Consider the following 23,676-nt stretch of genomic DNA (forward strand, 5'->3'; position numbering starts at 1 on the left):
TTGGTTGACCTGCGTACGTTGCTGAAGGCGTGGGGGGCGGGGAGAGCGGGGGAGTCAGTAGCCGCGGACGTCGGGCCACTGCCGTTGCACGCCCGACCGGTCGAGGAGCCGTCCGAACTCCTCGAACCGCTTGTCCTCGGCCTGCACCTGCCGCGGCTCCAGGCCTTCGGCGAGGCAGTGCGCCGCGAGCGCGCCCGCGACCTCGCCGATGTTCCACTCGACGGGGTGCAGCCGGTAGCAGCCGTTGGTGATGTGGGTGGTGCCGATGTTCTTGCCGGCCGGCAGCAGATTGCGCACCCGCCGGGGCACGAGCGCGCCCAGCGGGATCTCGAACGGCACCGAACCGATGTCGATGTACGAGTCGCCGCCGGTGGAGGGGTGCAGGTCGATCCGGTAGCCGCCGACACCGACCGAGTCTCGGTAGCGGGTCCGGCCGTAGGGGCCGACGACGTCGATGGCGACGTCCTGCTCCACGACGGTCGTCACCGCCTTGATCCGGCGCGACTCGCGCACGTACGCCGACTTGGCGAGGCCGTCCGCGGTGCCGGTCACGTCCGGCCGGATGCGCAGCCCCGGGAAGCCGGTGCCGCCGTCGGCGCGCGGGGCCTCGGTCTGCAGCCAGTACAGGACGGAGAGCGACAACTGCCGCGCCTCCCGCAGCGCTTCCGCCTCCTGACCGATGTACGGCTTCAACCAGTAGTCGTTCAAAGGCCAGTTGACGAGCGTGATGTCCGAGTCGAACGAGCCCGGCCGGTGCATCCCCCGCGCCAGGATCCGGCGGAAACCCCACAGTTCCTTGTCCCCGGCGTCCGCGCTCTGGTCCGCGCTGACGGCGAGAGGATCCAGATCCGGGTTCGGTACGAACGTGCGCGGCACGGGTTCCAGGGACCGCGGGTCCGGCGCCTCGAAGCCGAGCAGCGGGCCCGGCCAGAAATCGGGCCGGTACGAGCGCCAGAAGTCGTAGTCCTCGGGCCGGTCGATCGTGTGGTCCTCGCCCTGGTGGTGCGAGAGCGCGAAGCACACCGTGATGCCCTGCTGGTTGTCCGGCCGCGCCTCGGCGGGCGCGTGCGGCTCCCCGAACTCCCCTTGCGATTCGGCGCCGTTGGCGTGTTCCACGTCGGCGAGGGCGAGCAGCTCACCGGTCTCCGTGGCGTCGACGACGTAGCGGGCGGTGAGGGTGCGCAGCGTTCCGTCCCGCAGGTCGCGCACGGCGACGGAGGAGATGACATCGTTGTCGCACTCGGCGGACACGGCCCGGTGCCCGGTCAGGACGGTCAGCAGTCCGGAGGCCCGGTGCGGCGCCAGCATCGCCTCCAGGACGGCGAGGGCGACGCGCGGCTCGTGACAGAGCTTGCTGACGCGCCCGGCGCCGGGGTTGAGGTCCGTGAGCCCGAGGGCCTCGCTCCGCATCGGATACCACTGCCGGTAGTAGGCGCGGATGCCTTCGCGCAGCGCCCGGTACGTCGCCGTCGTGCCGAACCGCTCCACCCAAGGGTGCTCGTCCGGCGGCACGGCCTGCGCCGTGAGCTGGCCGCCGATCCAGTCGGTCTCCTCGGTCATCACGACCCGTCGCCCCGCACGGCAGGCGGCGAGTGCCGCGGCGACCCCGCCGAGGCCGCCGCCGACGATGAGGATGTCCGGTTCGGGTATCACTGTGCTCCTTGGGGTCGTGCCTGAACTGCCGTGTGTTCGTGTCGTGTTGAGGGTTGCTGCCTTACGTGCTCAGGTGCTCGGCGCCGCCGCCGTGTACCCGCTCCGGAACTCGCACGCCACCAGCGGCTCGTCCGCCTGCTCGCCGGCCACCAGCGCGGCGAGCAGCCGTACGGCCGCCGCGCCCAGCCGGTGCCGGGGGATGTCGAAGCCCATCGGCACCGGCCCCCCGGCCAGGTCCGCGGGCGGGCTGCCGAGGAGCCCGAGGGAGACGTCCCCCGGGCACGAGAGCCCGGCCTCCTGGACGGCCGCGCTCAGCGCGCGCCAGGCGGCACCGGTGTCCGTCTCCTCGGCCACGAACGCCGTCACCCCTTCGGCGACCAGGGCCCGTACGCGCTCCGGCGTGATGTCGTGCCCCGGATCGGCGCAGCGCAGTACCGCGTCGGGGCCGTCCGCGACGCCCGCCGCGGCGAGGCCTTCGAGGAAGCCCTGCTGGCGGTCCGTCGAAGCGGGAGCATCGTCGTCCTCGCGTACGAGAACGATGCGATGGTGCCCCAATCCGGCCAGATGCGTGGCGACTTCACGGCTCGCGCTCACATAGTCGGCGCCGACCCAGGCGAGGCCTTCCAGCTCCTCGCGGCGGCCCAGGTGCACGACCGGATACCCGTCGGCGACGAGCCGCTTCAGTTCGGCGCGCGGCACGTGCCGGCCGAGGAAGAGGCAGCCGTCCGCGAGCCGTACGCGACCGAGCGCGTCCGGGCCCGTGGCGCCCGCCCCGCCGCTGCTCGAACCGGTGAACAGCACCAGGTCGTAGCCGCGCGCGGCCGCTTCCTGCTCCACGCCCACCAGGAACGGGTAGTAGGAGTGCTGCACGTCGGTCGGGAACGTCGCGGTGAAGCTGAAGACGCCGAGCAGGTTGTTCCGGGCGGCCGCGAGCCGGCGGGCGGCCGGATCGGGGACATAGCCGAGGCTGCGGGCCGCGTCGAGGACCCGCTGCCGGGTCTCGTCGGAGATCGTCGGCCCCTTGCCGTCGCCGCGCGCCGACAGGACCAGTGACACGGTCGCCTGCGACACCCCGGCGAGCCGGGCCACCTCGGCCTGCCGGGGCCGCGACGTACGGCCCGCGGGCGCCGGGCTGCGCCCGGGCTTCGCCCGCTTCCTCGGTTGTTCCACGCCTGCCGCTCCCTTGTCCGCCCCGTTGTTTATGCGCATTACTAATGCGCATTAACGAGCACTGTGGGGGCAGCCACGGGATGGCGTCAAGGGTCGTGACACGACTTTCCGGTCGACGCCCGGTCTCCGGGCCTGGAGGGCAACGCGCCTTCCGCCGGGCCGGGTCGACTCGCCGCCGTCAAGGGTGACTTGCCGCAGTTGGGTCGACGGTCAGTCGGATTCCGGAAGGGTGAACCCCAGCCTTTGGGCGGCCAGTCGGGGAGTGGGCTGCGCCCAGCGTTCCACCGCCGACTGCGACTGCGTGGAGGACAGCGAGCGCAGTTCGGCGCGGTCCAGGTACAGCGTGCCGTCGAGGTGGTCCGTCTCGTGCTGGACGATCCGCGCGGGCCAGCCGGCGACCTCCTCGTCCACCGGGCGCCCCCGCTCGTCGAGGGCGCGCAGCCGCACCCGCTCGTGCCGGGCGACCACGGCCTGGTAACCCGGCACACTCAAGCAGCCCTCGTAGAAGCCGACTCGGCGCCCGCTCGCGTCCTCGTACGACGGATTGATCAGCACCCGGAACGGCTGCGGGACGCGGCCACGCGCGGCGCGCACCTCCTCCGGCACGGTCGCCGCGTCCTCGATGACCGCGAGCCGCAGCGGCAGGCCGATCTGCGGCGCGGCCAGGCCCACGCCGGGCGCCGCGTGCATCGTGACCCGCATCGCCTCGATCAGCCGGGCCAGCAGGGTGTCGGAGAGCTGCCCGTCGAACGGCTCGGCGGGGCGGCGCAGGACGGGATCGCCCGCGGCGACGATCGGCAGCGTGGCCGCGTCGGCGAGCAGGGCTTCGACGCGGTCGGTCAGTGGCGTGGTCGGCATCGCGCCAGCATGCCAACGACGATCACCGCCGGGCAACGCGGAACCGTACGGGCTCATTGCGTTCATATGAACGTGTTGCGACCTCATGAACACTGTGCGTGCCCGGGAATGACGGCCCTGACCTGCGGGTTTCATGGTGCGGCGCGCGGCGCGCGGCACGGCCGGCCTGGCGCGCAGCCCGGGAGAAGCCCGGGCCGAGTCACGAGAGAAGGGTCCGGATGACCGAGACGCAACTCACCGGGGGCGGGCGCCGACGCACGCCCGCCCATCCGCTCGACAACCCGGCGTACGCCGCGCTGACCGGGCCGCACGCTCATCTCGCCGAGCGGCGCGGCCGGGTGCTGCGCTACCCCCTCGACGTCTCGCCGTGGCTGGCGCTGCCCGATGATCCGGGGCCCGAGGACTGGGCGGACCTCGCCGCGTTCGCCGGGCCGGGCGCGGAGGTGCCGCTGCCGGGCACGACCCGGACCCTGCCGGAGGGCTGGGAGCTGACGCAGGACATCCCGGGCGTGCAACTCGTCGACGTGCGGGTGGACGCGGCGCACGACCCCGAGGCGGTCCGGCTCACCCCGGCGGACGTGCCGGAGATGCTGGACCTGGTGGAGCGCACCCGGCCGGGCCCGTTCCTGCCGCGCACGATCGAGCTCGGCACCTACCTCGGCATCCGGCGCGGGGGCGTCCTCGTCGCGATGGCGGGGGAGCGGCTGCACCCGCCGGGCTGGACCGAGATCAGCGCCGTGTGCACCGACGCCGACCAGCGCGGCCAGGGCCTCGCGGGCCGTCTCGTACGGGCCGTCGCCGCCGGGATCAGAGAGCGCGGCGAGACCCCGTTCCTGCACACCGGCGCGGGCAACGCGAACGCGATCCGGCTCTACGGGTCGCTGGGCTTCCAGCTGCGCCGCACGACCCGGTTCCGGGCCGCCCGAGTGCCCGAACTCCTGGCGCACGCCTAAAGGCGATGCCGTTGCCTTTAGGAGTGGGACGTCACGTCCGAAGGGTTCAGTCGTCGTGTGAGGACTCGTTGTAGCGCGTGAGGTACGCGGCGAACCGCGCCAGGTCCTCGGCGGGCCAGTCCGCGAGCCGCTCCCCGAAGATCTGCCGGCGGCTGACGGTGACCTGCGCGAGGATCTCCGCCCCCGCCGGGGTGGGGAGCAGGACCTGGACGCGGTGGTCGTCCGGGTCGACGCGCCGCATCACGAGACCGGCCCGCTCCAGGGCGGCGACCTGCCGGCTGACCGTGGACTTGTCCAGCGCGTAGTGCGCGGCGAGGTCCGTGGCGCGGCAGCCGCCCCGCTCGTCGAGATGGCTGAGCAGGGTGTACGAGACGAGCGACAGCTCGGGGTGCATGCGGGCCGCCGTCGCCCTGGCCCGCCGGGCGAAGGACGTCAGTTCCCGCTGGATGGTCTCGACGGCCGACTCGCGGTTGGCCGGAGGGTCGGGCTCTGCCACGTGCGGGTTCCTTTCCGAAGCGCTTGTTGCACTCTACAACCCAGGGCCGGACAGCGGGCGGGGTCAGGTGTCGCGCACTAGCCTCCGGAACATGAGTCATACGCCCGAGGTGCCCGCCCGGTACACCGTCGTCCTCAAGCCCCGCCTCACCGATGCCGAGGGCCGCCCCGATCACGGCAACCCGTTGCGGTCCGTGCCCGTGGCCGCCACCGGCGCCGTCGGCGAGAGCGGTTATCCGCGCTACGAGGGCGAGGGGATGCAGGCCGACATCGATCCGCGCACGCACACCGTGGAGGCGGTGACCATCGACGGTGAGGAGCTGCCGTACGGATGGGTGGCCGAGGTCGCCGACGAGCGGTAGGCCCATGGGAGGTCGGGTCGCAGGCCTTCGGGAGACGGGCGACGGGCCCTCGCCAACGGGCTGGTAAGGCTTGCCTGCGTGGCGCAACTCTCTTTTGCAACTTGTTGCACAAGGAGCTCGCGGTCGTCTACAACAGTGACGACGTTCGCCGCGCACGGAGGGCCCCATGACCCGATACCCGCACCTGCTCGCCCCGCTCGACCTGGGCTTCACCACCCTGCCCAACCGCGTCCTGATGGGCTCGATGCACGTGGGCCTGGAGGAGGCGCAGAACGGCTTCGCACGCATGGCCGAGTTCTACGCGACCCGCGCCCGCGGCGGCGTCGGCCTCATGGTCACCGGCGGCATCGCCCCCAACGAGGCCGGGCGCCCCTACGACGGCGGCGCCAAACTCACCACCGACGCGGAGGCCGGGCAGCACCGCGAGGTCACCGACGCCGTGCACGCGGCGGGCGGCAGGATCGCCATGCAGATCCTGCACTTCGGCCGCTACGCCTACCACGAGAACCTCGTCGCTCCGAGCCCGATCCAGGCGCCCATCAGCCCGTTCGTTCCCAACGAGCTGAGTGACGCCGACGTCGAGCGGACCATCGAGGACTTCGCGCGGGCCGCCGAACTCGCCAAGGCGGCGGGCTACGACGGTGTCGAGGTGATGGGCTCCGAGGGCTACCTCATCAACGAGTTCATCGTCGCCCACACCAACCAGCGCACCGACCGCTGGGGCGGCTCGTACGAGAACCGCGTCCGCTTCCCCGTCGAGATCGTCCGCCGCGTACGCGAACGCGTGGGCCCCGACTTCATCGTCATCTACCGGCTGTCCATGCTGGACCTGGTGCCCGGCGGCTCGACGCTGGAAGAAGTGGTGCGGCTCGCCAAGGAGATCGAGGCGGCGGGCGCCACCATCATCAACACCGGCGTCGGCTGGCACGAGGCCCGCATCCCCACCATCGCGACCTCCGTACCGCGCGGCGCGTACACCTGGGTCACCAAGAAGGTGATGGGCGAGGTGTCCATCCCGCTCGTCACCACCAACCGCATCAACACCCCGGAACTCGCCGAGGAGTTGCTCGCCGACGGCGCCGCCGACATGGTCTCCCTCGCGCGTCCGATGCTCGCCGACCCGGACTTCGTGAACAAGGCCGCCGCCGGCCGCTCCGAGGCGATCAACACCTGCATCGGCTGCAACCAGGCCTGCCTCGACCACACCTTCAGCGGCAAGATCACCTCCTGCCTCGTCAACCCGCGCGCCTGCCACGAGACCGAACTCGTCCTGTCGCCCACCAGGGTCCGCAAGCGCGTCGCCGTCGTCGGCGCCGGACCCGCCGGGCTCGCCTGTGCCGTGTCCGCCGCCGAGCGCGGGCACGACGTCACCCTCTTCGACGGCGCCGGGCAGATCGGCGGCCAGCTGAACGTCGCCCGCAAGGTCCCCGGCAAGGAGGAGTTCGACGAGACGCTGCGCTACTTCCGCGCGCAGCTCGAACTGCACGGCGTCACCGTCGAGTTGAACACCTTCGTCGAAGCCGCCGACCTCGACACCTACGACGAGGTCGTCGTCGCCACCGGCGTCAGCCCGCGCACCCCGGCCATCGACGGTGTCGACCACCCCAGCGTCGTCGGCTACCTGGACGTGCTGCGCGACGGCGCGCCCGTCGGCGACCGCGTCGCCGTCATCGGCGCGGGCGGCATCGGCTTCGACGTCGCCGAGTACCTCACCGACGGCGGCGAGAAGGCGAGCCAGGACCCGGCGACGTACTTCCGCCTGTGGGGCGTCGACATGGACTACGCCGACCGCGGCGGACTCAAGCGCGCCGAGCGGCCCGCCCCGCCGCGCCAGGTGCACCTCGTCCAGCGCAAGACGTCCAAGGTCGGCGCCGGGCTCGGCAAGACCACCGGCTGGATCCACCGCACCGAACTGCGCCACCGCGGCGTCACGATGGTCGCGGGCGCCACATACGACCGGATCGACGACGCGGGCCTGCACATCACCGTCGACGGCGAGCGGTCGCTGCTCCCCGTCGACACGGTGGTCCTCTGCGCGGGCCAGGAGTCCAGGCGTTCCCTCTACGACGACCTGGTCGCCGCGGGCCGCGCCCCGCACCTGATCGGCGGCGCCGACGTAGCGGCCGAACTGGACGCGAAGCGTGCCATCAAGCAGGGCACCGAGGTCGCCGCGGCCCTCTGAGACCGGGTGGTCACGTGGCCGGGCCCGCCGGCCGCGTGGCCACCCGCCGAGCCTGTCCTACTCTGGCGTCATGTCACTGCCGCACGCGATCCTCACGGCCCTCCTGGAGAAGCCGTCGTCGGGCCTCGAACTGACCCGCCGCTTCGACAGGTCGTTCGGCTACTTCTGGTCGGCCACGCACCAGCAGATCTACCGGGAGCTGGGCAGACTGGAGCGCGACGGACTGATCCGCGCGCTGCCCTCCACGGTGCCGGCGCGCGGCCAGAAGAAGGAGTACGAGGTGCTGCCCCGGGGCAGCGCCGAGCTGGCCCGCTGGACGGCCGCACCCCAGGACCCGCGCACGCTGCGGGACCCGCTGCTGCTGCGGCTGCGCTCCGCCGCGGTGGTCGGCACGGACGGCATCGACACCGAGCTGCGCCGCCATCTCGAGCTGCACCGGCTGCAGTTGGAGACCTACCGGGACATCGAGAAGCGCGACTTCCCGCCGGAGAAGGACACGGTGCCGGACCGCTTGCAGCATGCGGTGCTGCGGGCCGGGCTCGATCTGGAGACGTTCTGGGTGGAGTGGCTGGAGCGCACGTTGGACGAGCTGGGACCGAGCGCGCCCGACGCCTGAGGAGCGGAGCCCCGCGGCCCGCACCCTCACAAGGCCGGGCTGGTCGGATCCCAGTCGGCAGGCAGGGGCGTCGGCGGCGCCACCTGTGCCGCCACCCGCGTGAACTCCCCCCGGGACGCCGAATCCGTCACCGCCGCCATCGTCTGCAGCACATGCAGTGCCAGTGCCCCCGAGGCCCGCGGGGCGGAACCGGTGCGCAGAGCGCGGGCCAGGTCGACGACGCCGAGGCCACGGCCGTCCGTGCGGCCCCGCACGGGAAGCTCGGTCCAGTCGGACGCGCCGTTGGGGCGCAGCAGCAGGGGACCGTCGAACGTGTTGGGGTCGGGCACCGACAGAGTGCCCTCCGTGCCGATGACCTCGAAGCCGATCTGCGGGCGCGCCGAGTCCCAGCTGAACACGGACGTCGCCGTCGGCCCCGAGGCGAAGTCGAGCAGCGCCGAGACATGGGTAGGGACGGCGACGGGGAAGGACTGCCCGGCCCCAGGACCTGCCCCGGCCACCCGGTCCTCGCGGGCCCGCCGCACCGACGCCGCGACCCGATCCACGCCCCCGAAGAGCGCCACCAGTGCCGTCAGGTGGTACGGGCCGAGGTCGAACAGCGGCCCCGCGCCCGGCTGGTAGAAGAACGCCGGGTCCGGGTGCCAGCCCTCGGGGCCCAGGCTGCGTACCGTCGTCTCCGCCGCGACCGGCGCCCCGATGTGTCCGGCGGCCACGGCCCGCACCGCGGACTGCAGCCCCGCGCCGAGGAACGTGTCCGGTGCGCTGCCCACCAGCAGCCCCCGCTCCGATGCCTCGTCGATCAGCTTCTCGGCCTCGCCCGGCAGCAGCGCGATCGGCTTCTCGCCGTACACGTGCTTGCCCGCGCGCAGCGCCGCCCCCGCCACCTCGACGTGCGCGGCCGGCACCGTCAGGTTCACGATGAGCTCGACCTCCGGCACGGCCAGCACCGTGTCCACGTCCCCGGCGAACGGAACGTCGTGGGCGCGAGCGGCCGCCTCGGCGCGGCGTACGTCGAGATCGGCGACGGCGAGGACACGTACGTCCGGGAAACCGGACAGAGTGCGCAGGTACTCCGCGCTGATCACGCCCGCCCCGACGACGGCGACCCCCACCGGACCTGAACTCACGCTGCCCCCAGGGACGTTCGCGGACGATCACACGGCTCCCGGGACGGTAAGCCGGGGTGTGCCGCGCCGACAAGAGGGCCCCCTGCGTGCGACGGCCGCCGCCCCGGGGTCGGGGCGGCGGCCGTCGTGCGGGGCCGGGGGATGCTCAGGTGCGCTGACCTGGCGAACGGCGCCGCAGGTACCAGGCGCCGCCCACCACCGCCGCGGCGACCAGGGCGCCGCCCGCGGCGAGCGTGAGCGTGCCGAAGTCCTCGGCCGCGCCGCCGAGCCCGCCCCGGACGCCGCCGATGGGGCTGGATGTCGCGGAGATGGTCGAGCCCGCGGTGACGGTCACGGACACCGGGCCCACCGTGGAGCCGTCGGCGCAGGCGACCACCACCTGGTAGGTGGCCGAGCCGAGCCCCTGCCAGCCGGCGCTGCCCGAGGCGAGCGGCGTCTGTCTGCCCTGGGCGAAGTCGGCCTGGCCGGGCGACAGGAGCGAGGCGTTGCCGCCCTTCGGGCAGGCGGTCGTCGTGGCCGTCACCGTGGAGCCGCTGGCCGTCACATCGAGGTTGTCCCGGGCGAACGCGGCGGGCGCGGCGAGGGTCAGCGGCAGCGAGGCCGCGGCCACGACGGTGAGACCGCGGCGAACGAAAAGGGATGCGGTGCGCATGATGTCTGCTCTCCGGCGGCACGGGTGGCGGTTCGTCCCGTGCCCCGCCCGAGTAGGCAAAGCCCGTGCTGCCTGACGCACACTCAACGTGCGCACGACAGCGCGCGCATGCGGACCGCGGCCGGGCAGGTGACGGGTTCCGTCGTCCGGCCCCCTGGCCCGCCCCGGCCACCGTCAGCTTCGCGTGGTCACCGCGCGTTCCGGCGAGAAGGCGCCCCACGTCCCGTCCGGCAGTTGCGCCCGGATCCTCACCCGGTGCCGGGCGCCCGCGTCCTTGCCGATGTAGAAGCTGTACTTCGCCGCGCCGGACGGTGCGCTGCCGCCCCACATCACGGTCGTCGCCTGACGCCCGTCCAGGAACACCTGGTACGCCGGGACATCGCCGCCCGTGTCCGGCGGCGTCCACGCGAGATCGATGTAGTACGCGCCGTCCGCACGCCGAGTCGTGGCCCGGAAGTCGTCGGGCGCCGTCCCCGGCCCCTCGTCCTTGCCCTGCGCGGTGGTCAGCCGCAGGGTCTCGCCGGCGGGGGAGACGTTGTCGGCGGCGTCGCGCGCCCGCACGCCGAACCTGTAGGCGGTGCCGGGCCGCAACCCGGTCAGCAGCGCCCGTGTCTGCGTACCGGCGACGCTGTGGATCTTCGTGCTGCCCTGGTAGATGTCGTACGAGACGATGCCCTTGTCGTCGGATGCCTTCCGCCACGTCAGGGACACCGCCCGTCCGCCGTCCACGTGCCCGCGCAGTCCCGTCGGCCGGCTCGGCGCGGAGCGGTCCGCGGCGACGGCGGCCGGGGTGGTGACGGTGACGTGGCGGCTCGCGGGCCCGAGGGAGCCGTCCTTGCCGCGGGCCCGGACCGTGAACACATAGCGGGACTTCGCGCGCAGGCCGGTGACGTCCACCATGTGCTGCTCGGCGGTCAGCTCCTTGACGCGTACCGAACCCCGGTACACCTCGTATCCCGTGACGTCCGTGGTGCTCACCGGCCGGTTCCACATGACGTGCACGGACGTGGCGCTGCCGGCCTGCGCCGTGACGCCGACCGGTTCGGACAGGGCCGGCCCACCGTCCGGGTCGTCGCCGTCGGAGAACAGGCCGCAGCCGCTCAGGACCGCCAGCAGCGCGGCGGCGCAGGCCGCGCGGGGGAGCAGAGTGCGTGAGGGGACGCGTCGCACGGGCGTGCCTTTCCGCTCGAACCGGATGGATTTCGACCTGGATGGTTTCCGAACTGGATTGGTACAGACCTGTAAGGGACCTGTATGGCACGGATGGCGGGTCCTCATCAAGGGGGCGTACGTGGCCGTCCGGCCGGGACTGATAGGGGCGGCCGCTCAAGGGGCACGGATTGGGGGCTTATGTCTGTCCACTGTCCCGACCGCCGCTGTTCCGACCGTCGCCGTCCCCGACCAAAGGCATCTCGCTGTGCGCTCCCGCTTCCTGACGCTCGCCACCGCTTGCGGCGCTGCCCTCCTCGCTCCCGCTGCCCTGCCCGCTGCGGACACCCGTCCGAGTGACTCCCGAGCTCCGGACACGATGGCGTTCGTATCCGCCGTATCGGTCCTGTCGACCGCGTCCGCCGTGTCGGCCGAACCGGCGGCATCCGCCGAGGCCTCCACCCCCTCCAGGCTCGCGCGGCTCTCCAGACCCTCAAGACCGTCGAGGCATGTCGAGCGGGAAGGCGAAGTCCGTGCCGCGGACCTGCTCGCCGCCGTGCGCGGCTGCCGGCAGATCTCCCACGGCCGCTACCGCGCCGACAACGGCGCCCGCGCGGACATCCCGGTCTGTGCCCAGCGCGGCGCCGTGCACTGGAAGGCCGACCTCGACGTCGACTGCGACGGCCGCGCGGGCCGTCACTGCAACCGCCGCACCGACCCGTTCTTCCAGCCCGCGACGGCCCAACCACAGTCCGACGGGCGGCCGTTGAGCGCCGAGCGGCTGCCGTACGTCGTCGTGCCCGGCGCGAGCCGCGTCTGGAACCCCGCCCGCTCCGGCATCCGCGGCGGCACCGTCGCGGCGCTCGTCCACCGGGACAGGATCCAGTACGCCGTCGTGGGCGACACCGGGCCGAGCGACCTGATCGGCGAGGCGTCGTACGCCGCGGCCCGCGGCCTCGGCATCGACCCGGACCCGGTGCGCGGCGGCGCCGGCGGAGAGGTCACGTACGTCCTCTTCCCCGGCACGACCGCACGCCCCATCGAGAGCCGCAGCGCGGCGGCCGCGGACGGCCGGGCGGCGGCACGCAAGCTTCTCCGCCGCACCGGCTGACCGCTGAACCCGCTCGGGGACGGGCTCCTACTCCTTGTGGTACGTGTACGCCTCCGCGGCCGATGCCACGACCGCGTCCAGGTCCGCGCCCGCGGAGGCGGAGACCACGGCGGCGACCGCGCCCTCCAGGAACGGGGCGTCCACCAGGCGCGTGCCGTCGGGGAGTTCGTCGCCCTCGGCGAGCAACGCCTTCACGGTGAGGACCGCGCTGCCGAGGTCGACCAGGACCGCGACGCCCGAGCCGCGGTCGACCTCCGCGGCCGCCGCCGAGATCCGCTCCGCACTCGTACCGAAGCCGCCGTCCTCCGTGCCGCCCGCCGCGGCCACCGGGGCGGTGGCCCCGCCCCCGGCGAGCCCTGCGGCGAGCCGCGCCACGGACTCGGCGACGTCCCGGCTGTGCGACACGAGCACGACGCCGACCGCCTTGTCGGGGGCGGTCACGAGGTGCTCCCGGCGGCCTCGGCCAGCGCGCCGATCAGCAGCGCCGACGACGTCGCACCGGGGTCCTGGTGCCCGATGCTGCGCTCGCCCAGATAACTGGCCCGGCCCTTGCGGGCCTGGAGCGGGGTCGTCGCCTCCGCGCCGTGCTCCGCGGCGGAGCGCGCCGCGGCGAAGTCACCGCCGTCGAGCGCGTCCACCGCCGGAACCAGCGCGTCCAGCATCGTCTTGTCACCGGGCGCGGCCCCGCCGAGCGTGGCCACGGCGTCCACCCCGACGCGCAGCGCCTGCGCCAGCTCCGCCTCGCTGACCTGCGCGGCATCACCCAGCGCCTTGCCGGTGCGGCGCAGCAGCGTCCCGTACAACGGCCCCGAAGCACCGCCCACCGTCGAGATCAACTGCCGTCCGGCGAGGGTGAGTACGGCCCCCGGCGTCTCGGGCGCGTCCTTGTCGAGGGTGGCCCGCACCGCGGTGAAGCCGCGCTGCAGATTGCTGCCGTGGTCGGCGTCGCCGATCGGCGAGTCGAGTTCGGTGAGCCGGGCGGCCTCGCGGTCCACCGCAGCCGCGGTCGCCGCCATCCAGCGCCGGAAGAAGTCGGCGTCGAGCACATGATCTCCTTGCGTGGTAGATACGTTGACGAGGGCGTCGGCCGTCACATGCCCCAGCGGAGACCGGCCGTACTGACCGGCGCGTCCCACAGGCGCAACAGCTCCTCGTCCACCTGGCACAGGGTGACAGAGGCACCGGCCATGTCGAGGGACGTCACGTAGTTGCCGACGAGGGTGCGGGCGACGGGCACCCCGCGCTCGCCGAGCACCCGCTGCACCTCGGCGTTGAACCCGTACAGCTCCAGCAGCGGGGTCGCCCCCATGCCGTTGACGAGGGCGAGCACGGGGCTCGTCGGGTTCAGGTCCTCCAGGACGGCGTCGACGGCGAAATCGGCGATCTCCCGGGATGTCATCATCGGACGCCGTTCGCGCCCCGGCTCGCCGTGGATACCGATGCCCAACTCCAGTTCACCGGCGGGGAGATCGAACGTCGGCGACCCCTTCGCGGGCGTGCTGCACGCGCTCAGTGCCACCCCGAAACTCCGCGCGCTCCCATTGACCTGCCGGGCGATCGCCTCGACCCGCTCCAGCGGCTGCCCCTCCTCGGCGGCGGCGCCCGCGATCTTCTCCACGAAGAGTGTCGCGCCGGTTCCGCGCCGCCCGGCCGTGTACAGGCTGTCGACCACCGCGACATCGTCGTTCACGAGCACTTTGGCGACCTGGATGCCCTCGTCCTCGGCGAGTTCGGCCGCCATGTCGAAGTTGAGCACGTCACCGGTGTAGTTCTTCACGATGAACAGGACGCCCGCCCCGCTGTCCACCGCGGCGGCTGCCCGCACCATCTGATCGGGCACCGGTGACGTGAACACCTCACCGGGACAGGCCGCGGTCAGCATTCCCGGCCCCACAAAACCCCCGTGCAGCGGCTCGTGCCCCGATCCGCCGCCCGACACCAGCGCCACCTTGCCGGCGACCGGCGCGTCCCGGCGCAGGATCACCCGGTTGTCGACGTCGACGTTCAACTCGGGGTGGGCGGCGGCCATCCCGCGCAGGGCGTCGGCGACGACGGTCTCGGCCACGTTGATCAACATTCTCATTGGTACCTCCGAGTGACGTTAGCGGTTGTTGCTCTGACCTGTGTCTTACCTGTTCAGATTGGGTGTAACCAGTTTTGGATCTTGGCGGTCCCCGGCGGTCGACGGCGGGGCTGGGCGGTACTGATGCTGACCCAAAGCTGACCTAACGCTGAATGTGGTGACGGATCGTCAGGCGTTGGGATCCGTTGTCGGTGGTCCCAGGTCAGTATCGATGGGCGGGTGGTGTCAAGCACTGGGCGCCACGAGGACCGCGGCTTCCGCGCCTACCTGCGCAAACGCGGCTCACAGGCTTCCGAGGCATCGGGACCGGATACGACAAGACCGCCACTTCCTACGAAAAGGCGGTCAGTCTGGTGCCATTCCTGCTCTGGGCAAGGTCCGTTTGAAGGCGGATCCCAGGTGCGACTCGTGCGCCTGACTTCACCCCGTCACGCCCCTCACCACCCGCAACCGCAGGCACGGCGGCAACGGTCCTCCACGTCATGTATGCAGCACGGTGGGAACCCGGTGCACTGGTACTCCGGGCGAATCTCCGGCGCCAGGCGGGCCCGTTGGTGTCGTTGACCGTGGCGGCTCTGATCGTCGGCTTCGCCGTGACCCAGTCCACGCATCGGTGGATCGAGATCGGCGAGAACCTCCACGAGGCGGCCTGCGGCTACGGCGGGGCGGCCGCCGTGCTCCTGGCGAGCTGGCAGGGCGGCGCCGAGGTGCGCAGCGGAGTCGAGTGGATCCATGCGACAGCCGTTCGCGGAGTTCTGCCCCAGCGCTTGGCATGGCTTGCCTCAGGCGTCCTGTGGCCACTGGCCGGATACCTGCTGGCGGTCCTGGCCGTGCTCGTGTGGCCATACGCGGGACAGCCGTCCCACCGCCCGCCGTTCGACGCCATGACCGTCGACGCGGCGTCGATCGTGGCCGTCTCGTGCCTCGCCCACCTGGCCGGCCGCGCCGTCCCGCTCCCGGTGATTCCGTTCGTACTCGTCACGGCCTTGATCCTGTTCGGGCAGAGCTCTTGGTGGCTGGCCATCACCCATCCTGTAGAGATCAACTACACCGGGGACGCGCTTCCGCCCAGCACGTCCGGCTGGGTCCCGGTCCACCCTCAGCTGTGGCTGCCTTGGTGCAGGGTCCTGATATTCGCCGTCGTCGCGGCGGCCGCCGTCAGCTTCTGCGCCCGCTGCTGGAAGACGGCCGTCGTGCTGGTGGCGGTGGCCGGCACGGCGGCACTGGGGTTGAATCTGACGCAGAAGGGCAGTGCCGCCATCTCAGCCGTCAACGCCTCCGAGATGCGATGCACGGGACGAGCGGCCGCTCTTTGCCTGCCGAAGGAGAACGAAGGCGCGCGGCGTCGTCTCCAACCCCAGGTGGACCGGCTGGCCGGAAAGCTACGAGGCGTGCGCAGTGCCCCCTCCTATTACGTGGTGAGCGACCAGAGCTACCGCTACAGAGACTGGGGGGCCGACGACGACCCGGCCGACACAGGCCCACGGGTCATCGGTATCGAGCTCTCCGCCGATGCCAGATCCCTCACCAGGGACATCGCCTGCCCGGATCTTTGTACAGGGCTTCTGGAGGGAGCGGTGTTCGCCTGGTTGACCGGCGCCTCACCGGACAGCGTGCTCTACAGAGAGGAACAACGGCATCTCGTGCAGGTCCTGGACGGTCTTCCTCCGAAGCAGAGCGCGAACTGGCTCGACCGGTACCTCGAGGCCGTGTGGTCCGGGAAATCGCTGCCCGACATGCCCAACACCCCACGGTGGTCGTCATGAACCCACGTCAGCTTCTTCCGGTGTGGCTGCGAGCCGTCCCCGGCCTGCGGTGGCCCTGGCTGCTCGCCGTATCCGGAGTATGCGCGGCCGGCGTCTGGCTGGGGAGGGTCGCCGGCCGGGAGGACACCCTGGTGCTCCTGCTGCTGCTCGCCCCGCTGCTGCCCCTCGTATGGGTCGCCGTCAGCTACGGCGGCAAGGCCGACCCCTTCGCGCCGGTCGTCCGTACGACCCCGGCCGGAGGCTTGCGACTGCTGCTCCTGCGGACCGGAGTCGTCCTGACCATCTCTCTGCCACTGCTCGCCGCCGCCGGCCTGGCCGGGTTGAGCGGCTCGCTCTGGGCGGCGGCCTGGCTGATGCCGTGCCTGACCCTGACCCTCGCCACGCTCGTTCTCAGCTCCTACATCGGCTGCTTGCTCGGCGCCGGCGCGGTGGCCATCACGTGGTTTCTGGGAGTCTCGGCCCTCACCCGGCTGTCCGTACGGCCGGACCGGCAGGCCACTTCCTGGCGCCCTGTCCTTCTCGAAGTCCTCATGGATCTTCTCAACTTCGGTTCCCAGTTCCTCTGGGCGCTGGCCGCGGGCGTACTGACCCTTCTCCTCACCCTCCGCCGTGAGTCCTTCGACGACTTGAGGTCCCGATGATCAGCGCTCGCAGAGTAACCGTCCGCCACCGGCGCACCACCGCGGTCGACAGCCTCTATCTGGAGTTGCCCCACGGCGTCCACGGTCTGCTGGGTCCAAACGGTTCTGGGAAGAGTTCACTGCTTGCCGTGCTGGCGACGGCGACAGGTCCGGCCGAAGGTGAACTCAGGCTTCTGGGCAGGGATCCCGGCCGCGCCGCCGAACGGCGGGAGATCCGCCGCAGGCTCGGCTATCTGCCGCAGAAGTGTGAGATGTTCCGCGGATTCACGGTCCGCGAGTGTGTCGGCTACGCCGCCTGGCTGAAGGACATGCCCACCCGTACAGGGGCATCGGCGGTGGAGTGCGCGGTGGAGAGGGTCGGCCTGAGCGCCCGTATCGACGTGAAGTACCGCTCCCTCTCCGGCGGTATGCAACGCCGCGTCGGGATCGCTCAGGCCTTGGTGAACCGGCCGGAACTCCTGCTCCTCGACGAGCCGACGAACGGCCTCGACCCAGCACAGCGCGATCAACTGCACCTGCTGCTGAAGGAACTGAGCGCCACAACCGCGGTCGTCATGGCCACCCATCTGATGGAGGACGTGGAGGGTTGCTGCAACAGCGTGGTCGTGCTCAAGGACGGGCGCAAACGGTTCGCCGGCTCGCTGGACGAGCTGCGCTCGGCGGGCGGCTACACACGAGTGATCGCGGACGGCCCGGACGGCCGACCGTGACAGCCGCACGGAAGCCCCCGGAAGCAGTGCGGCGGCCCGGAATATGCCGCTGATCACCCGCACACGGACTCGGTGCGTACACCTCGTCCCCCAGGAGCGACCCCCAGTCCGCTGTGCCCGCTGCCGACCGGTGGAGTGACCAGGGTCGGTATTCAAAGATCATCAAGTTGGTGGATCACGGTGAGGTCATACGTCGCCATGAACTGCCCGATCAGGAACGGGAGTTGCCGGCTCCACTCATACCGCGGGCCGCGACAGGCCGTCCGCGCGTGGAGGATCGGCAGGTCATCGACGGGATGGTCTACAAGATCCGCACCGGGATCTCCTGGCGCGACCTGCCGGAACGACTCGTCAACGACCTGGCGCAGCGGCCCTGCCTGGGTACCGATGGCGGGTGGTTCGAAGGCCACGGCGTGCATGGTGGCGGTCGCGTCGGGGCGGGCGAAGGGCGCGCTGCCGGTGGCGAGGCAGCAGAGTGTGGCGCCGAGGGAGAACCGGTCGCTGGCAGGCCCCGCGGGTTGCCCTCGCAGGCGTTCGGGAGCAATGAAGTCCAGCGAGCCGACCGCGCCGTCCGTGGCTGTGTGGCCCGCGTTGTCGGACAGGGCTGCGATGCCGAAATCAGTGAGTACGGCGCTGCCGTCCGCCCGCATCAGCACATTGGCAGGCTTCACATCTCTGTGCAGAGCCCCCACGGAGTGGACTGCCTCCACAGCAGCAAGCACTTCGACACCCACACGTGCGGTCTCAGCGGGCGGTAATGGGCCGCGCACCTTCAGACGATCGCCCTCGCTTCGGACAAGACACGCCGCATCGACGTCTGTTGTTCCTGCCCGTACCCGACGGCGTGCAGGTCCTTGATGGCTACGGCACGCTGCAGAAGATGGTCCCAGGCGCGCCACACAGTGCCCATACCGCCACGGCCCAGGAGCTCAGCGAGTACGTATCCATCGGCGACAACTCGTCCGCCCACACTCTCGATCACGTGGAGACAACCCACACGTTCCGTGGTAACCCTCCAGCCACACGTTTTCGACTCTGGCAGCGGCTGGGCCAGGACCGCCGCCGGCCGTTATCGAGGCGAGACGAGCAAGCCGGCCTGCCTCACCTGCCTGTTCCAGGAGGCCGCCGACCTCGGCCCGGCTCGTTCGACACGGCGACCGCGGCGACCAGCCGCCGGTACGGGCCGGTGATCGGCAAACGCGCATGGCGTCGGTGACGGCCCTCGCCCGCACGCCGTCCGGGTCCACCCGCGCATGCGCATGCAAGTGAGTGGACCACTGGCGAAAGCACGGCGGCCCCGGGCTGCTTGACCGGTCCTCGATGCCGCACGAGATGCCCATCTCGGCGGCGATGTGCGCAATCGGACGCGCTTTGCAGCGATCGATCAACCGGCGGCGACCTTCCACGGAGAGGGGGCCGTTGGCGTGGGTCATAGTTGGCCCACGAAGAAGCTGGTGCTGGCGACTGCGAGGAGCAAGTAGCCGCCCGGGAAAGCGATGTTGTGGAAGACGCGTGCGCGGACGTGCGCCAGGACCGCGCCGATGAAGAACGCGGTCAAGCCGATTCCTGCCGCCAGGCCCAGCCAACGGACCCCGAGAAGCCCCACAAGAAGGCCGGCAGCGCCCGCGAGTTTGAGGGTCGCCAGGTACGGCACCGCAGCCGGCGGGAGTCGAACCTCTGCGGAGTTCGCCAGCACGAACGGTGCCCGCACGTAGTCCGCGACCGCAATGAACGCGTTCGCGACGACGCACCCAACAGTGGCGATGAACAGTACGTGGCTCACGAGTGGTACGACCCCACGACGACAAACGGTTCCGGTCGAACCGGCGCTCCCACGGCGCGGCTGATCAGGTCTCGCAGCTGAGCGGCTTGCGGCAGTCCCACCAACGGATTCTCCGCTGCCTCCTCCAGCTCGAGGGCCAGGATGAAGTCCGGCCCCGACTCACTGGAGTACGCCGTGTGGACCACGCCCCGGGGTGATGCCGCGTGGAGGGCGGCGAACACCCTCGCACGTTGCGACCGGACCTCGGCAGCCGTGCCGCTGTCGGTGCGGAACCGCACCATCTGTAGGCTCATGACGTTGTCATCTCCTCGGGATGCGAACAGGAACGGGTTGAACCGACCGTCCTGACGTCCGCAAGCCCGGAAAGGTGACACCCATGCCGATCACGGTCGAAGAATTCGAGACCGCACGACCGCATCTGCTGTCGGCTGCCCACCGCATGCTCGGCTCGGCCCATGACGCCCAAGACGCCGTCCAGACGGCATGGTTGCGGGTCATGACCGCCCGATCCTCACCATCGATCGAGAACCCGTCGGCCTGGCTCACGACCGTCACCGCCAGGGTCTGCCTGGACGAGCTGCGTGCCCGACGCCGTCGCAACCAAGCGCCGCTGCTCGCGGACGCCATCCCGGCCGCAGAACTGGCCGCGGACGAAGCACTCCTCCGCACAGAGGACGTCTCCCGGGCGCTCATGGTCTTGTTGAACCAGTTGACCCCGTCCCAACGGGTCGCGTACGTCCTGCATGACCTGTTCTCCATGCCGTTCGACCAAGTTGCCCACGTGCTGGGCGGGACAGTGCCCAGTGCCAAGAAACACGCCAGCAGGGCCCGACAACGCCTCGGCGGCGCCCAGCACGCCTCGGAGCGGAACAGCCGACCGGACCAGCAGATCGTCGAAGCCTTCCTGACAGCGGCCCGAACCGGGGATACGCGCAGAATGATCCAACTGCTCGCGCCCGACAGCGTCCGCGACGCCGACGCTGCGCTCCTGCCTCGCGGAGCCCGCACCGCCGTCATCGGTGCTGTCGACATCGCCACCGAGACCGTGCGCTTCCGCGATCGCATTCAGTCGGCTTGCCGACTCACCGTCAACAACAAACCGGTGTACCTCATCGCGCCGGGAGGACATCCCCTCGCCACGATCGAGATCAGCACAGCCGATCAGAAGGTCACGAGAATCGCGCTGCGATCGGCCCGAGCCGACGACCATTTCGCGGCCGCCCCACCGTCAACAACTCCCTGACCCGGGTCATCGCCGCACTGTATGCGTCGGACCAGCTCATGGACCTTTCCGGCAGGGCGCTCATCGGCGCCGAACTGGGCGCACAGCTGGGCGTGACGGACGTCGACGGCAGCGCACCACGCTCTCTGCGGTACACGCACGGCGGCCCTGCGGAGCTGCATGCCAGCCTGCGGTGACATGGTTCCGCCCAGGTTGTCAGGCTGGTTGATTTCTCCGGCAACCGCACGATCCGTGTGGTGCCTGCGCTCACCGGAGCGGGCTGTGATCCCGTCGCTGGACCAGCCGAGGGCGCACCGGATGGCCGGGGCGGCGACGTCGCCCGGATGGTCGCGGACGCCTGGGCCGCCATGGAGCAGGACCGCGGAAGCTCAGCGGAGCGCGGCCACCAGCGCGTCGCTCGCCGAGCACCACACCTGGCGTGCCTCGGTGAACCCCTGGCGCAGCAGCGTCTCGATGTGCCACCGGGTCGAGGTGGGGCGATCGCGCCGCGGCTGGTCGGTCCGAGGCTGTCGAGGATCGCCGAGCAGCGCGAAACGTTCGGCCGCCGCCTCGGCGAGGAGGGGATCGCGGGCCGCCTCACCCCACCAGTCGGCCCAGTCCAGGGCTCCGTGGCGGCGCTGGTGTGTCCGGCGGTCGGTGTGCAGCGTGTGGAGGGCGGCGTTGATGCGGGGAGCGGACTCGTCCTTCATGTGGTCGGCGTTCAGGAACACCCCGCCTTCGCGCAGCAGGCCGGCCAGGGTGCCGTACAGCCGGTCGAGCGGCTCGGTGTCGAGCCAGTGCAGCGCTGTGGCGGTGACCACAGCGTCGTACGACGGATACGGGAGGCGTGCGGTCCACGCGGCGTCGGTCAGGTCGGCCTCGACGAAGGACACGCGCTCGTCCCCGGCGAAGTGGCCGCGGGCGATGGTCAGCAGGAGCGGATCGATGTCCACGCAGGTGACGTCGGCGTCGGGGAGCCGGCGCAGCAGCCGGTCCGAGATGCTGCCGGTGCCACAGGCCAGGTCGAGGACGCGCGGCGTGCGGCCCGCCACGGCCTCGACCGTGTCGACCATGACCCTGAAGCGCTCTTCCCGGTCGGGCATGTACCACTCCTGCTGGCGGTCCCAACTGGTCTGCCAGGCGTGCCAGTTGGAAAGGTGCGTCGCTGTCATGGGGTGGTGCTTCCTCTCGCGGGCCTCCGGGGCGGGCCGGGCCACCGCCGGTCTCTCGTGTCGTACTGCTCGGTCCTGCGTTCCGGACCGTGCTGATCGACATTGTGTGCCGAGTCGCGAGAGGCGCGCACAGGGGGCCCGGTCCCCGTGCCGAACGGTGCCCGGGGCGACCGGGTTCCCGCGCCCTTCACCTCGTACGCCACAATGAGGGCACAAGGCGACGGGGACCAGGAAGCCGGTGCGATTCCGGCGCGGTCCCGCCACTGTGACCGGGGAGCGAATCTCCCGCACGCCACTGCCCGTTGACGCGGGCGGGAAGGCGGAGGCGAGCGACGATCCGGAAGCCAGGAGACTGACCCGTCGCCGGTCTGACGTCAGGGGCGAGGACACCCCGGAGAGGATCGACTGTGACGACGCATGCCCGGACGGGGCCGGGGCACCGGCCGGAACCCGGCAGGCGAGGCGTGCTGGCCGCCGGAGGAGCCCTGGCGCTCGCCGCGTCCGGACTGCTCACCGGCTGCGGCGGCGACGCGAAGGACGGGGGAGGCGGCGACAGGTTCCGTGCCGCGTTCACCTCGGGCGGCTCGCAGGAGACCCTCGACCCGCACGTCGCCCCGAACTTCGTCGACCAGGCCCGCGCCAAGGCCCTCTACGACACGCTCGGCACGTACGCCGACGACATGTCGGTGCGCAAGCGGCTCGCGGAGTCCTGGGAGAGCGACGCGTCCGGTACCCGGTGGCGGGTACGGCTGCGTGCGGCCCGGTTCCACGACGGGAGGCCGGTCACCGCCAAGGACGTTCTCTACAGTTACCGGCGCGCCGCCGGCCCCGAGGTCGGCTCGCCCTCGCAGGTGCTGCTCTCCGCGATCGACTTCACCGCGAGCAAGGCGGACGGCGACCGGTCCGTCGTCTTCGTCCTGAAGGCGCCGAACTTCGAGTTCCCCACCGTGTTCGCCGGCCCCGGCACCGAGATCATCCCCGCCGGGACGACGGACTTCCGCGAGCCGATCGGCTCCGGTCCCTTCACCTACGTGTCGTTCACCCCCGGCGGCACCGCCCGCTACCGGCGCTGGGCGGACCACTGGGACGGCGCTCCGCACATCGCCGAACTGGAGATCGTCCCCGCGAACGAGGAGTCCGCGCGGCTCAACGCCCTGCTGTCCGGGCAGGTGCACTACGCGGCCGACATGGCCGGCGCCTCGGTGGAACGGCTGAAGAAGGACGGCTCGACCCGCCTGCTGACCGCCGAGCGCGCCACCGCCCAGCAACTCCTGTTGCGCACCGGCCGTGAGCCGTTCACCGATCCACGGCTGATACGCGCCGTACAACTGGGCATCGACCGGCCGGCGCTGGTCCGTATCGCGCTGGCCGGGCACGGCGAGGTCGGCAACGACTTGTTCGGCGTGGGCCTGCGCGGCTACCCCGACGGCCTCGCGCCCCGGGAACGGGACGTCGGCACGGCGAGGAAGCTTGTGAAGGAGGCCGGCGCGGACGGGCTGCACCTCACCGTGGAGACCAGCTCGGTCGACGCGGCATGGGAACCCGCGGCCGACCTGATGACACGGAACCTGCGGGAGATCGGGCTGAGGCTGACCGCCAACACCCGCGCGTCCAGCACGTACTTCAGCGAGATCAGGACCAAGGGCGTCGCCGCCTTCAACACCAGCTCCACCCTTCCCGTCTCCGACTTCCTGCAGCAGCGGGTCCGGGGAGGGGCTGCCCGCAACCAGACCCAGTACGCCTCGGAGAAGTTCGACGCGCTGCTCGACCGGGCCCGTACCACCCGGGACGAGCAGGACCGGCTGAGCCTGCTCGCCCGCGCCCAGAAGATCGCCCGCGCCGAGTCCGGGCTCCTGGTGTGGGCGTTCTCCGACGCCAACGACGCCATCAGCCGGTCGGTCAGTGGTCTGCGGGCCGCGCCGCCCAACTCGCACGACTGGGCCCGCTTCGACCGGGTCCGCCTCACCTGAC

24 protein-coding genes, 3 pseudogenes and 1 riboswitch are annotated in these 23,676 nt (G+C 71.5%); of the genes and pseudogenes, 12 read left to right on the top strand and 15 right to left on the bottom strand.

The features are described from left to right. Positions 1 to 54: 54 nt before the first annotated feature. From AB0J02_RS11990 to def, 3 genes are all read right to left on the bottom strand, one after another. The gene (locus AB0J02_RS11990) at positions 55 to 1,653 is read right to left on the bottom strand and encodes an FAD-dependent oxidoreductase (protein ID WP_363193491.1); all 1,599 of its coding nucleotides are present in this window, start codon (positions 1,651 to 1,653) and stop codon (positions 55 to 57) included. A 69-nt stretch (positions 1,654 to 1,722) separates the two neighbouring features. Continuing rightward, positions 1,723 to 2,823, bottom strand: coding sequence for a LacI family DNA-binding transcriptional regulator (locus AB0J02_RS11995; RefSeq protein WP_363193492.1), 1,101 nt, complete (start codon positions 2,821 to 2,823; stop codon positions 1,723 to 1,725). Positions 2,824 to 3,033: 210 nt separating this feature from the next. After that, positions 3,034 to 3,681 carry a peptide deformylase gene (gene def / locus AB0J02_RS12000; RefSeq protein WP_363193493.1) on the bottom strand — a complete coding sequence of 216 codons (648 nt, stop codon included), beginning with the start codon at positions 3,679 to 3,681 and terminating at the stop codon, positions 3,034 to 3,036. Between the two features lie 218 nt (positions 3,682 to 3,899). Between def and AB0J02_RS12005 the strand changes: the two genes are divergently transcribed. Further along, positions 3,900 to 4,634 (top strand): GNAT family N-acetyltransferase, encoded by a 735-nt coding sequence (locus tag AB0J02_RS12005; protein WP_363193494.1) that lies wholly within the window; start codon positions 3,900 to 3,902, stop codon positions 4,632 to 4,634. Between the two features lie 46 nt (positions 4,635 to 4,680). Here AB0J02_RS12005 and AB0J02_RS12010 read toward each other — a convergent pair whose 3' ends face one another. Continuing rightward, complete coding sequence (locus tag AB0J02_RS12010; RefSeq protein WP_363193495.1) at positions 4,681 to 5,130, bottom strand: MarR family winged helix-turn-helix transcriptional regulator; 450 nt, start codon at positions 5,128 to 5,130, stop codon at positions 4,681 to 4,683. Between the two features lie 91 nt (positions 5,131 to 5,221). Between AB0J02_RS12010 and AB0J02_RS12015 the strand changes: the two genes are divergently transcribed. The 3 genes from AB0J02_RS12015 to AB0J02_RS12025 all read left to right on the top strand — a co-directional run bounded on the left by AB0J02_RS12015 (position 5,222) and on the right by AB0J02_RS12025 (position 8,289). Then, a complete protein-coding gene (locus AB0J02_RS12015) occupies positions 5,222 to 5,491 on the top strand; it encodes a hypothetical protein (RefSeq protein WP_363193496.1) in 270 nt (89 codons plus the stop codon). A gap of 166 nt (positions 5,492 to 5,657) precedes the next feature. Beyond that, positions 5,658 to 7,673: an NADPH-dependent 2,4-dienoyl-CoA reductase gene (locus tag AB0J02_RS12020; protein ID WP_363193497.1), complete on the top strand. Its 2,016-nt coding sequence runs from the start codon at positions 5,658 to 5,660 to the stop codon at positions 7,671 to 7,673. Positions 7,674 to 7,743: 70 nt separating this feature from the next. Further along, positions 7,744 to 8,289 carry a PadR family transcriptional regulator gene (locus AB0J02_RS12025; protein WP_363193498.1) on the top strand — a complete coding sequence of 182 codons (546 nt, stop codon included), beginning with the start codon at positions 7,744 to 7,746 and terminating at the stop codon, positions 8,287 to 8,289. Positions 8,290 to 8,315: 26 nt separating this feature from the next. Here the strand turns inward: AB0J02_RS12025 and AB0J02_RS12030 are convergent, their stop codons facing one another. The 3 genes from AB0J02_RS12030 to AB0J02_RS12040 all read right to left on the bottom strand — a co-directional run bounded on the left by AB0J02_RS12030 (position 8,316) and on the right by AB0J02_RS12040 (position 11,238). Then, positions 8,316 to 9,416 carry a Gfo/Idh/MocA family oxidoreductase gene (locus AB0J02_RS12030; protein WP_363193499.1) on the bottom strand — a complete coding sequence of 367 codons (1,101 nt, stop codon included), beginning with the start codon at positions 9,414 to 9,416 and terminating at the stop codon, positions 8,316 to 8,318. 145 nt (positions 9,417 to 9,561) lie between these two features. Further along, positions 9,562 to 10,068, bottom strand: a complete 507-nt coding sequence (locus AB0J02_RS12035; RefSeq protein WP_363193500.1) for a hypothetical protein — start codon at positions 10,066 to 10,068, stop codon at positions 9,562 to 9,564. Positions 10,069 to 10,242: 174 nt separating this feature from the next. Further along, positions 10,243 to 11,238 (bottom strand): fibronectin type III domain-containing protein, encoded by a 996-nt coding sequence (locus AB0J02_RS12040; RefSeq protein ID WP_363193501.1) that lies wholly within the window; start codon positions 11,236 to 11,238, stop codon positions 10,243 to 10,245. 358 nt (positions 11,239 to 11,596) lie between these two features. Between AB0J02_RS12040 and AB0J02_RS12045 the strand changes: the two genes are divergently transcribed. Continuing rightward, a complete protein-coding gene (locus tag AB0J02_RS12045) occupies positions 11,597 to 12,328 on the top strand; it encodes a glycoside hydrolase family 75 protein (RefSeq protein WP_363193502.1) in 732 nt (243 codons plus the stop codon). A 27-nt stretch (positions 12,329 to 12,355) separates the two neighbouring features. Here the strand turns inward: AB0J02_RS12045 and AB0J02_RS12050 are convergent, their stop codons facing one another. The 3 genes from AB0J02_RS12050 to dhaK are packed head-to-tail and all read right to left on the bottom strand — an operon-like array spanning position 12,356 to position 14,411. Next, a complete protein-coding gene (locus tag AB0J02_RS12050; protein WP_363193503.1) occupies positions 12,356 to 12,769 on the bottom strand; it encodes a PTS fructose transporter subunit IIA in 414 nt (137 codons plus the stop codon). Beyond that, positions 12,766 to 13,374, bottom strand: a complete 609-nt coding sequence (gene dhaL / locus AB0J02_RS12055; protein ID WP_363193504.1) for a dihydroxyacetone kinase subunit DhaL — start codon at positions 13,372 to 13,374, stop codon at positions 12,766 to 12,768. Before dhaL ends, AB0J02_RS12050 begins: the two co-directional genes overlap by 4 nt. A 44-nt stretch (positions 13,375 to 13,418) precedes the next feature. Continuing rightward, complete coding sequence (gene dhaK, locus AB0J02_RS12060) at positions 13,419 to 14,411, bottom strand: dihydroxyacetone kinase subunit DhaK (RefSeq protein WP_363193505.1); 993 nt, start codon at positions 14,409 to 14,411, stop codon at positions 13,419 to 13,421. Positions 14,412 to 14,977: 566 nt separating this feature from the next. On the opposite strand from dhaK, the gene AB0J02_RS12065 reads away from it, so the two are divergent. The 4 genes and pseudogenes from AB0J02_RS12065 to AB0J02_RS12080 form a co-directional block, all read left to right on the top strand. Then, entirely contained in the window at positions 14,978 to 16,177 is a 1,200-nt protein-coding gene (locus tag AB0J02_RS12065; RefSeq protein ID WP_363193506.1) for a hypothetical protein, read from the top strand. Then, the gene (locus AB0J02_RS12070; RefSeq protein WP_363193507.1) at positions 16,174 to 16,818 is read left to right on the top strand and encodes a zf-HC2 domain-containing protein; all 645 of its coding nucleotides are present in this window, start codon (positions 16,174 to 16,176) and stop codon (positions 16,816 to 16,818) included. The genes AB0J02_RS12065 and AB0J02_RS12070 overlap by 4 nt, the downstream gene beginning before the upstream one ends. Further along, the gene (locus AB0J02_RS12075) at positions 16,815 to 17,528 is read left to right on the top strand and encodes an ATP-binding cassette domain-containing protein (RefSeq protein WP_363193508.1); all 714 of its coding nucleotides are present in this window, start codon (positions 16,815 to 16,817) and stop codon (positions 17,526 to 17,528) included. The genes AB0J02_RS12070 and AB0J02_RS12075 overlap by 4 nt, the downstream gene beginning before the upstream one ends. A 170-nt stretch (positions 17,529 to 17,698) precedes the next feature. Continuing rightward, positions 17,699 to 17,818, top strand: a pseudogene (locus AB0J02_RS12080) (hypothetical protein); the annotation flags it as partial. A gap of 129 nt (positions 17,819 to 17,947) precedes the next feature. Here AB0J02_RS12080 and AB0J02_RS12085 read toward each other — a convergent pair. The 4 genes and pseudogenes from AB0J02_RS12085 to AB0J02_RS12100 all read right to left on the bottom strand — a co-directional run. Beyond that, positions 17,948 to 18,427, bottom strand: a pseudogene (locus AB0J02_RS12085) (serine/threonine-protein kinase); the annotation flags it as partial. A 429-nt stretch (positions 18,428 to 18,856) separates the two neighbouring features. Continuing rightward, positions 18,857 to 18,961: pseudogene (locus AB0J02_RS12090) on the bottom strand (IS481 family transposase); the annotation flags it as partial. Next, positions 18,958 to 19,311: a DoxX family protein gene (locus tag AB0J02_RS12095; protein ID WP_363193509.1), complete on the bottom strand. Its 354-nt coding sequence runs from the start codon at positions 19,309 to 19,311 to the stop codon at positions 18,958 to 18,960. The gene AB0J02_RS12095 and the pseudogene AB0J02_RS12090, both read right to left, overlap by 4 nt. Beyond that, positions 19,308 to 19,604: a hypothetical protein gene (locus tag AB0J02_RS12100; RefSeq protein ID WP_363193510.1), complete on the bottom strand. Its 297-nt coding sequence runs from the start codon at positions 19,602 to 19,604 to the stop codon at positions 19,308 to 19,310. The genes AB0J02_RS12095 and AB0J02_RS12100 overlap by 4 nt, the downstream gene beginning before the upstream one ends. A gap of 83 nt (positions 19,605 to 19,687) precedes the next feature. On the opposite strand from AB0J02_RS12100, the gene AB0J02_RS12105 reads away from it, so the two are divergent. Then, positions 19,688 to 20,554 (top strand): sigma-70 family RNA polymerase sigma factor, encoded by an 867-nt coding sequence (locus tag AB0J02_RS12105; protein WP_363193511.1) that lies wholly within the window; start codon positions 19,688 to 19,690, stop codon positions 20,552 to 20,554. A 38-nt stretch (positions 20,555 to 20,592) separates the two neighbouring features. Further along, complete coding sequence (locus AB0J02_RS12110; RefSeq protein WP_363193512.1) at positions 20,593 to 20,730, top strand: hypothetical protein; 138 nt, start codon at positions 20,593 to 20,595, stop codon at positions 20,728 to 20,730. Between the two features lie 192 nt (positions 20,731 to 20,922). On the opposite strand, the gene AB0J02_RS12115 is transcribed toward AB0J02_RS12110, so the two are convergent. After that, entirely contained in the window at positions 20,923 to 21,705 is a 783-nt protein-coding gene (locus tag AB0J02_RS12115; RefSeq protein WP_363193513.1) for a class I SAM-dependent methyltransferase, read from the bottom strand. Positions 21,706 to 21,931: 226 nt separating this feature from the next. Further along, positions 21,932 to 22,060, top strand: a riboswitch (cobalamin riboswitch). 52 nt (positions 22,061 to 22,112) lie between these two features. Between AB0J02_RS12115 and AB0J02_RS12120 the strand changes: the two genes are divergently transcribed. Next, the gene (locus AB0J02_RS12120; RefSeq protein WP_363193514.1) at positions 22,113 to 23,675 is read left to right on the top strand and encodes an ABC transporter substrate-binding protein; all 1,563 of its coding nucleotides are present in this window, start codon (positions 22,113 to 22,115) and stop codon (positions 23,673 to 23,675) included. Position 23,676 lies beyond the last annotated feature (1 nt).

It is taken from the genome of Streptomyces sp. NPDC050264, assembly GCF_040655895.1.
Taxonomy (GTDB): Bacteria; Actinomycetota; Actinomycetes; order Streptomycetales; family Streptomycetaceae; genus Streptomyces.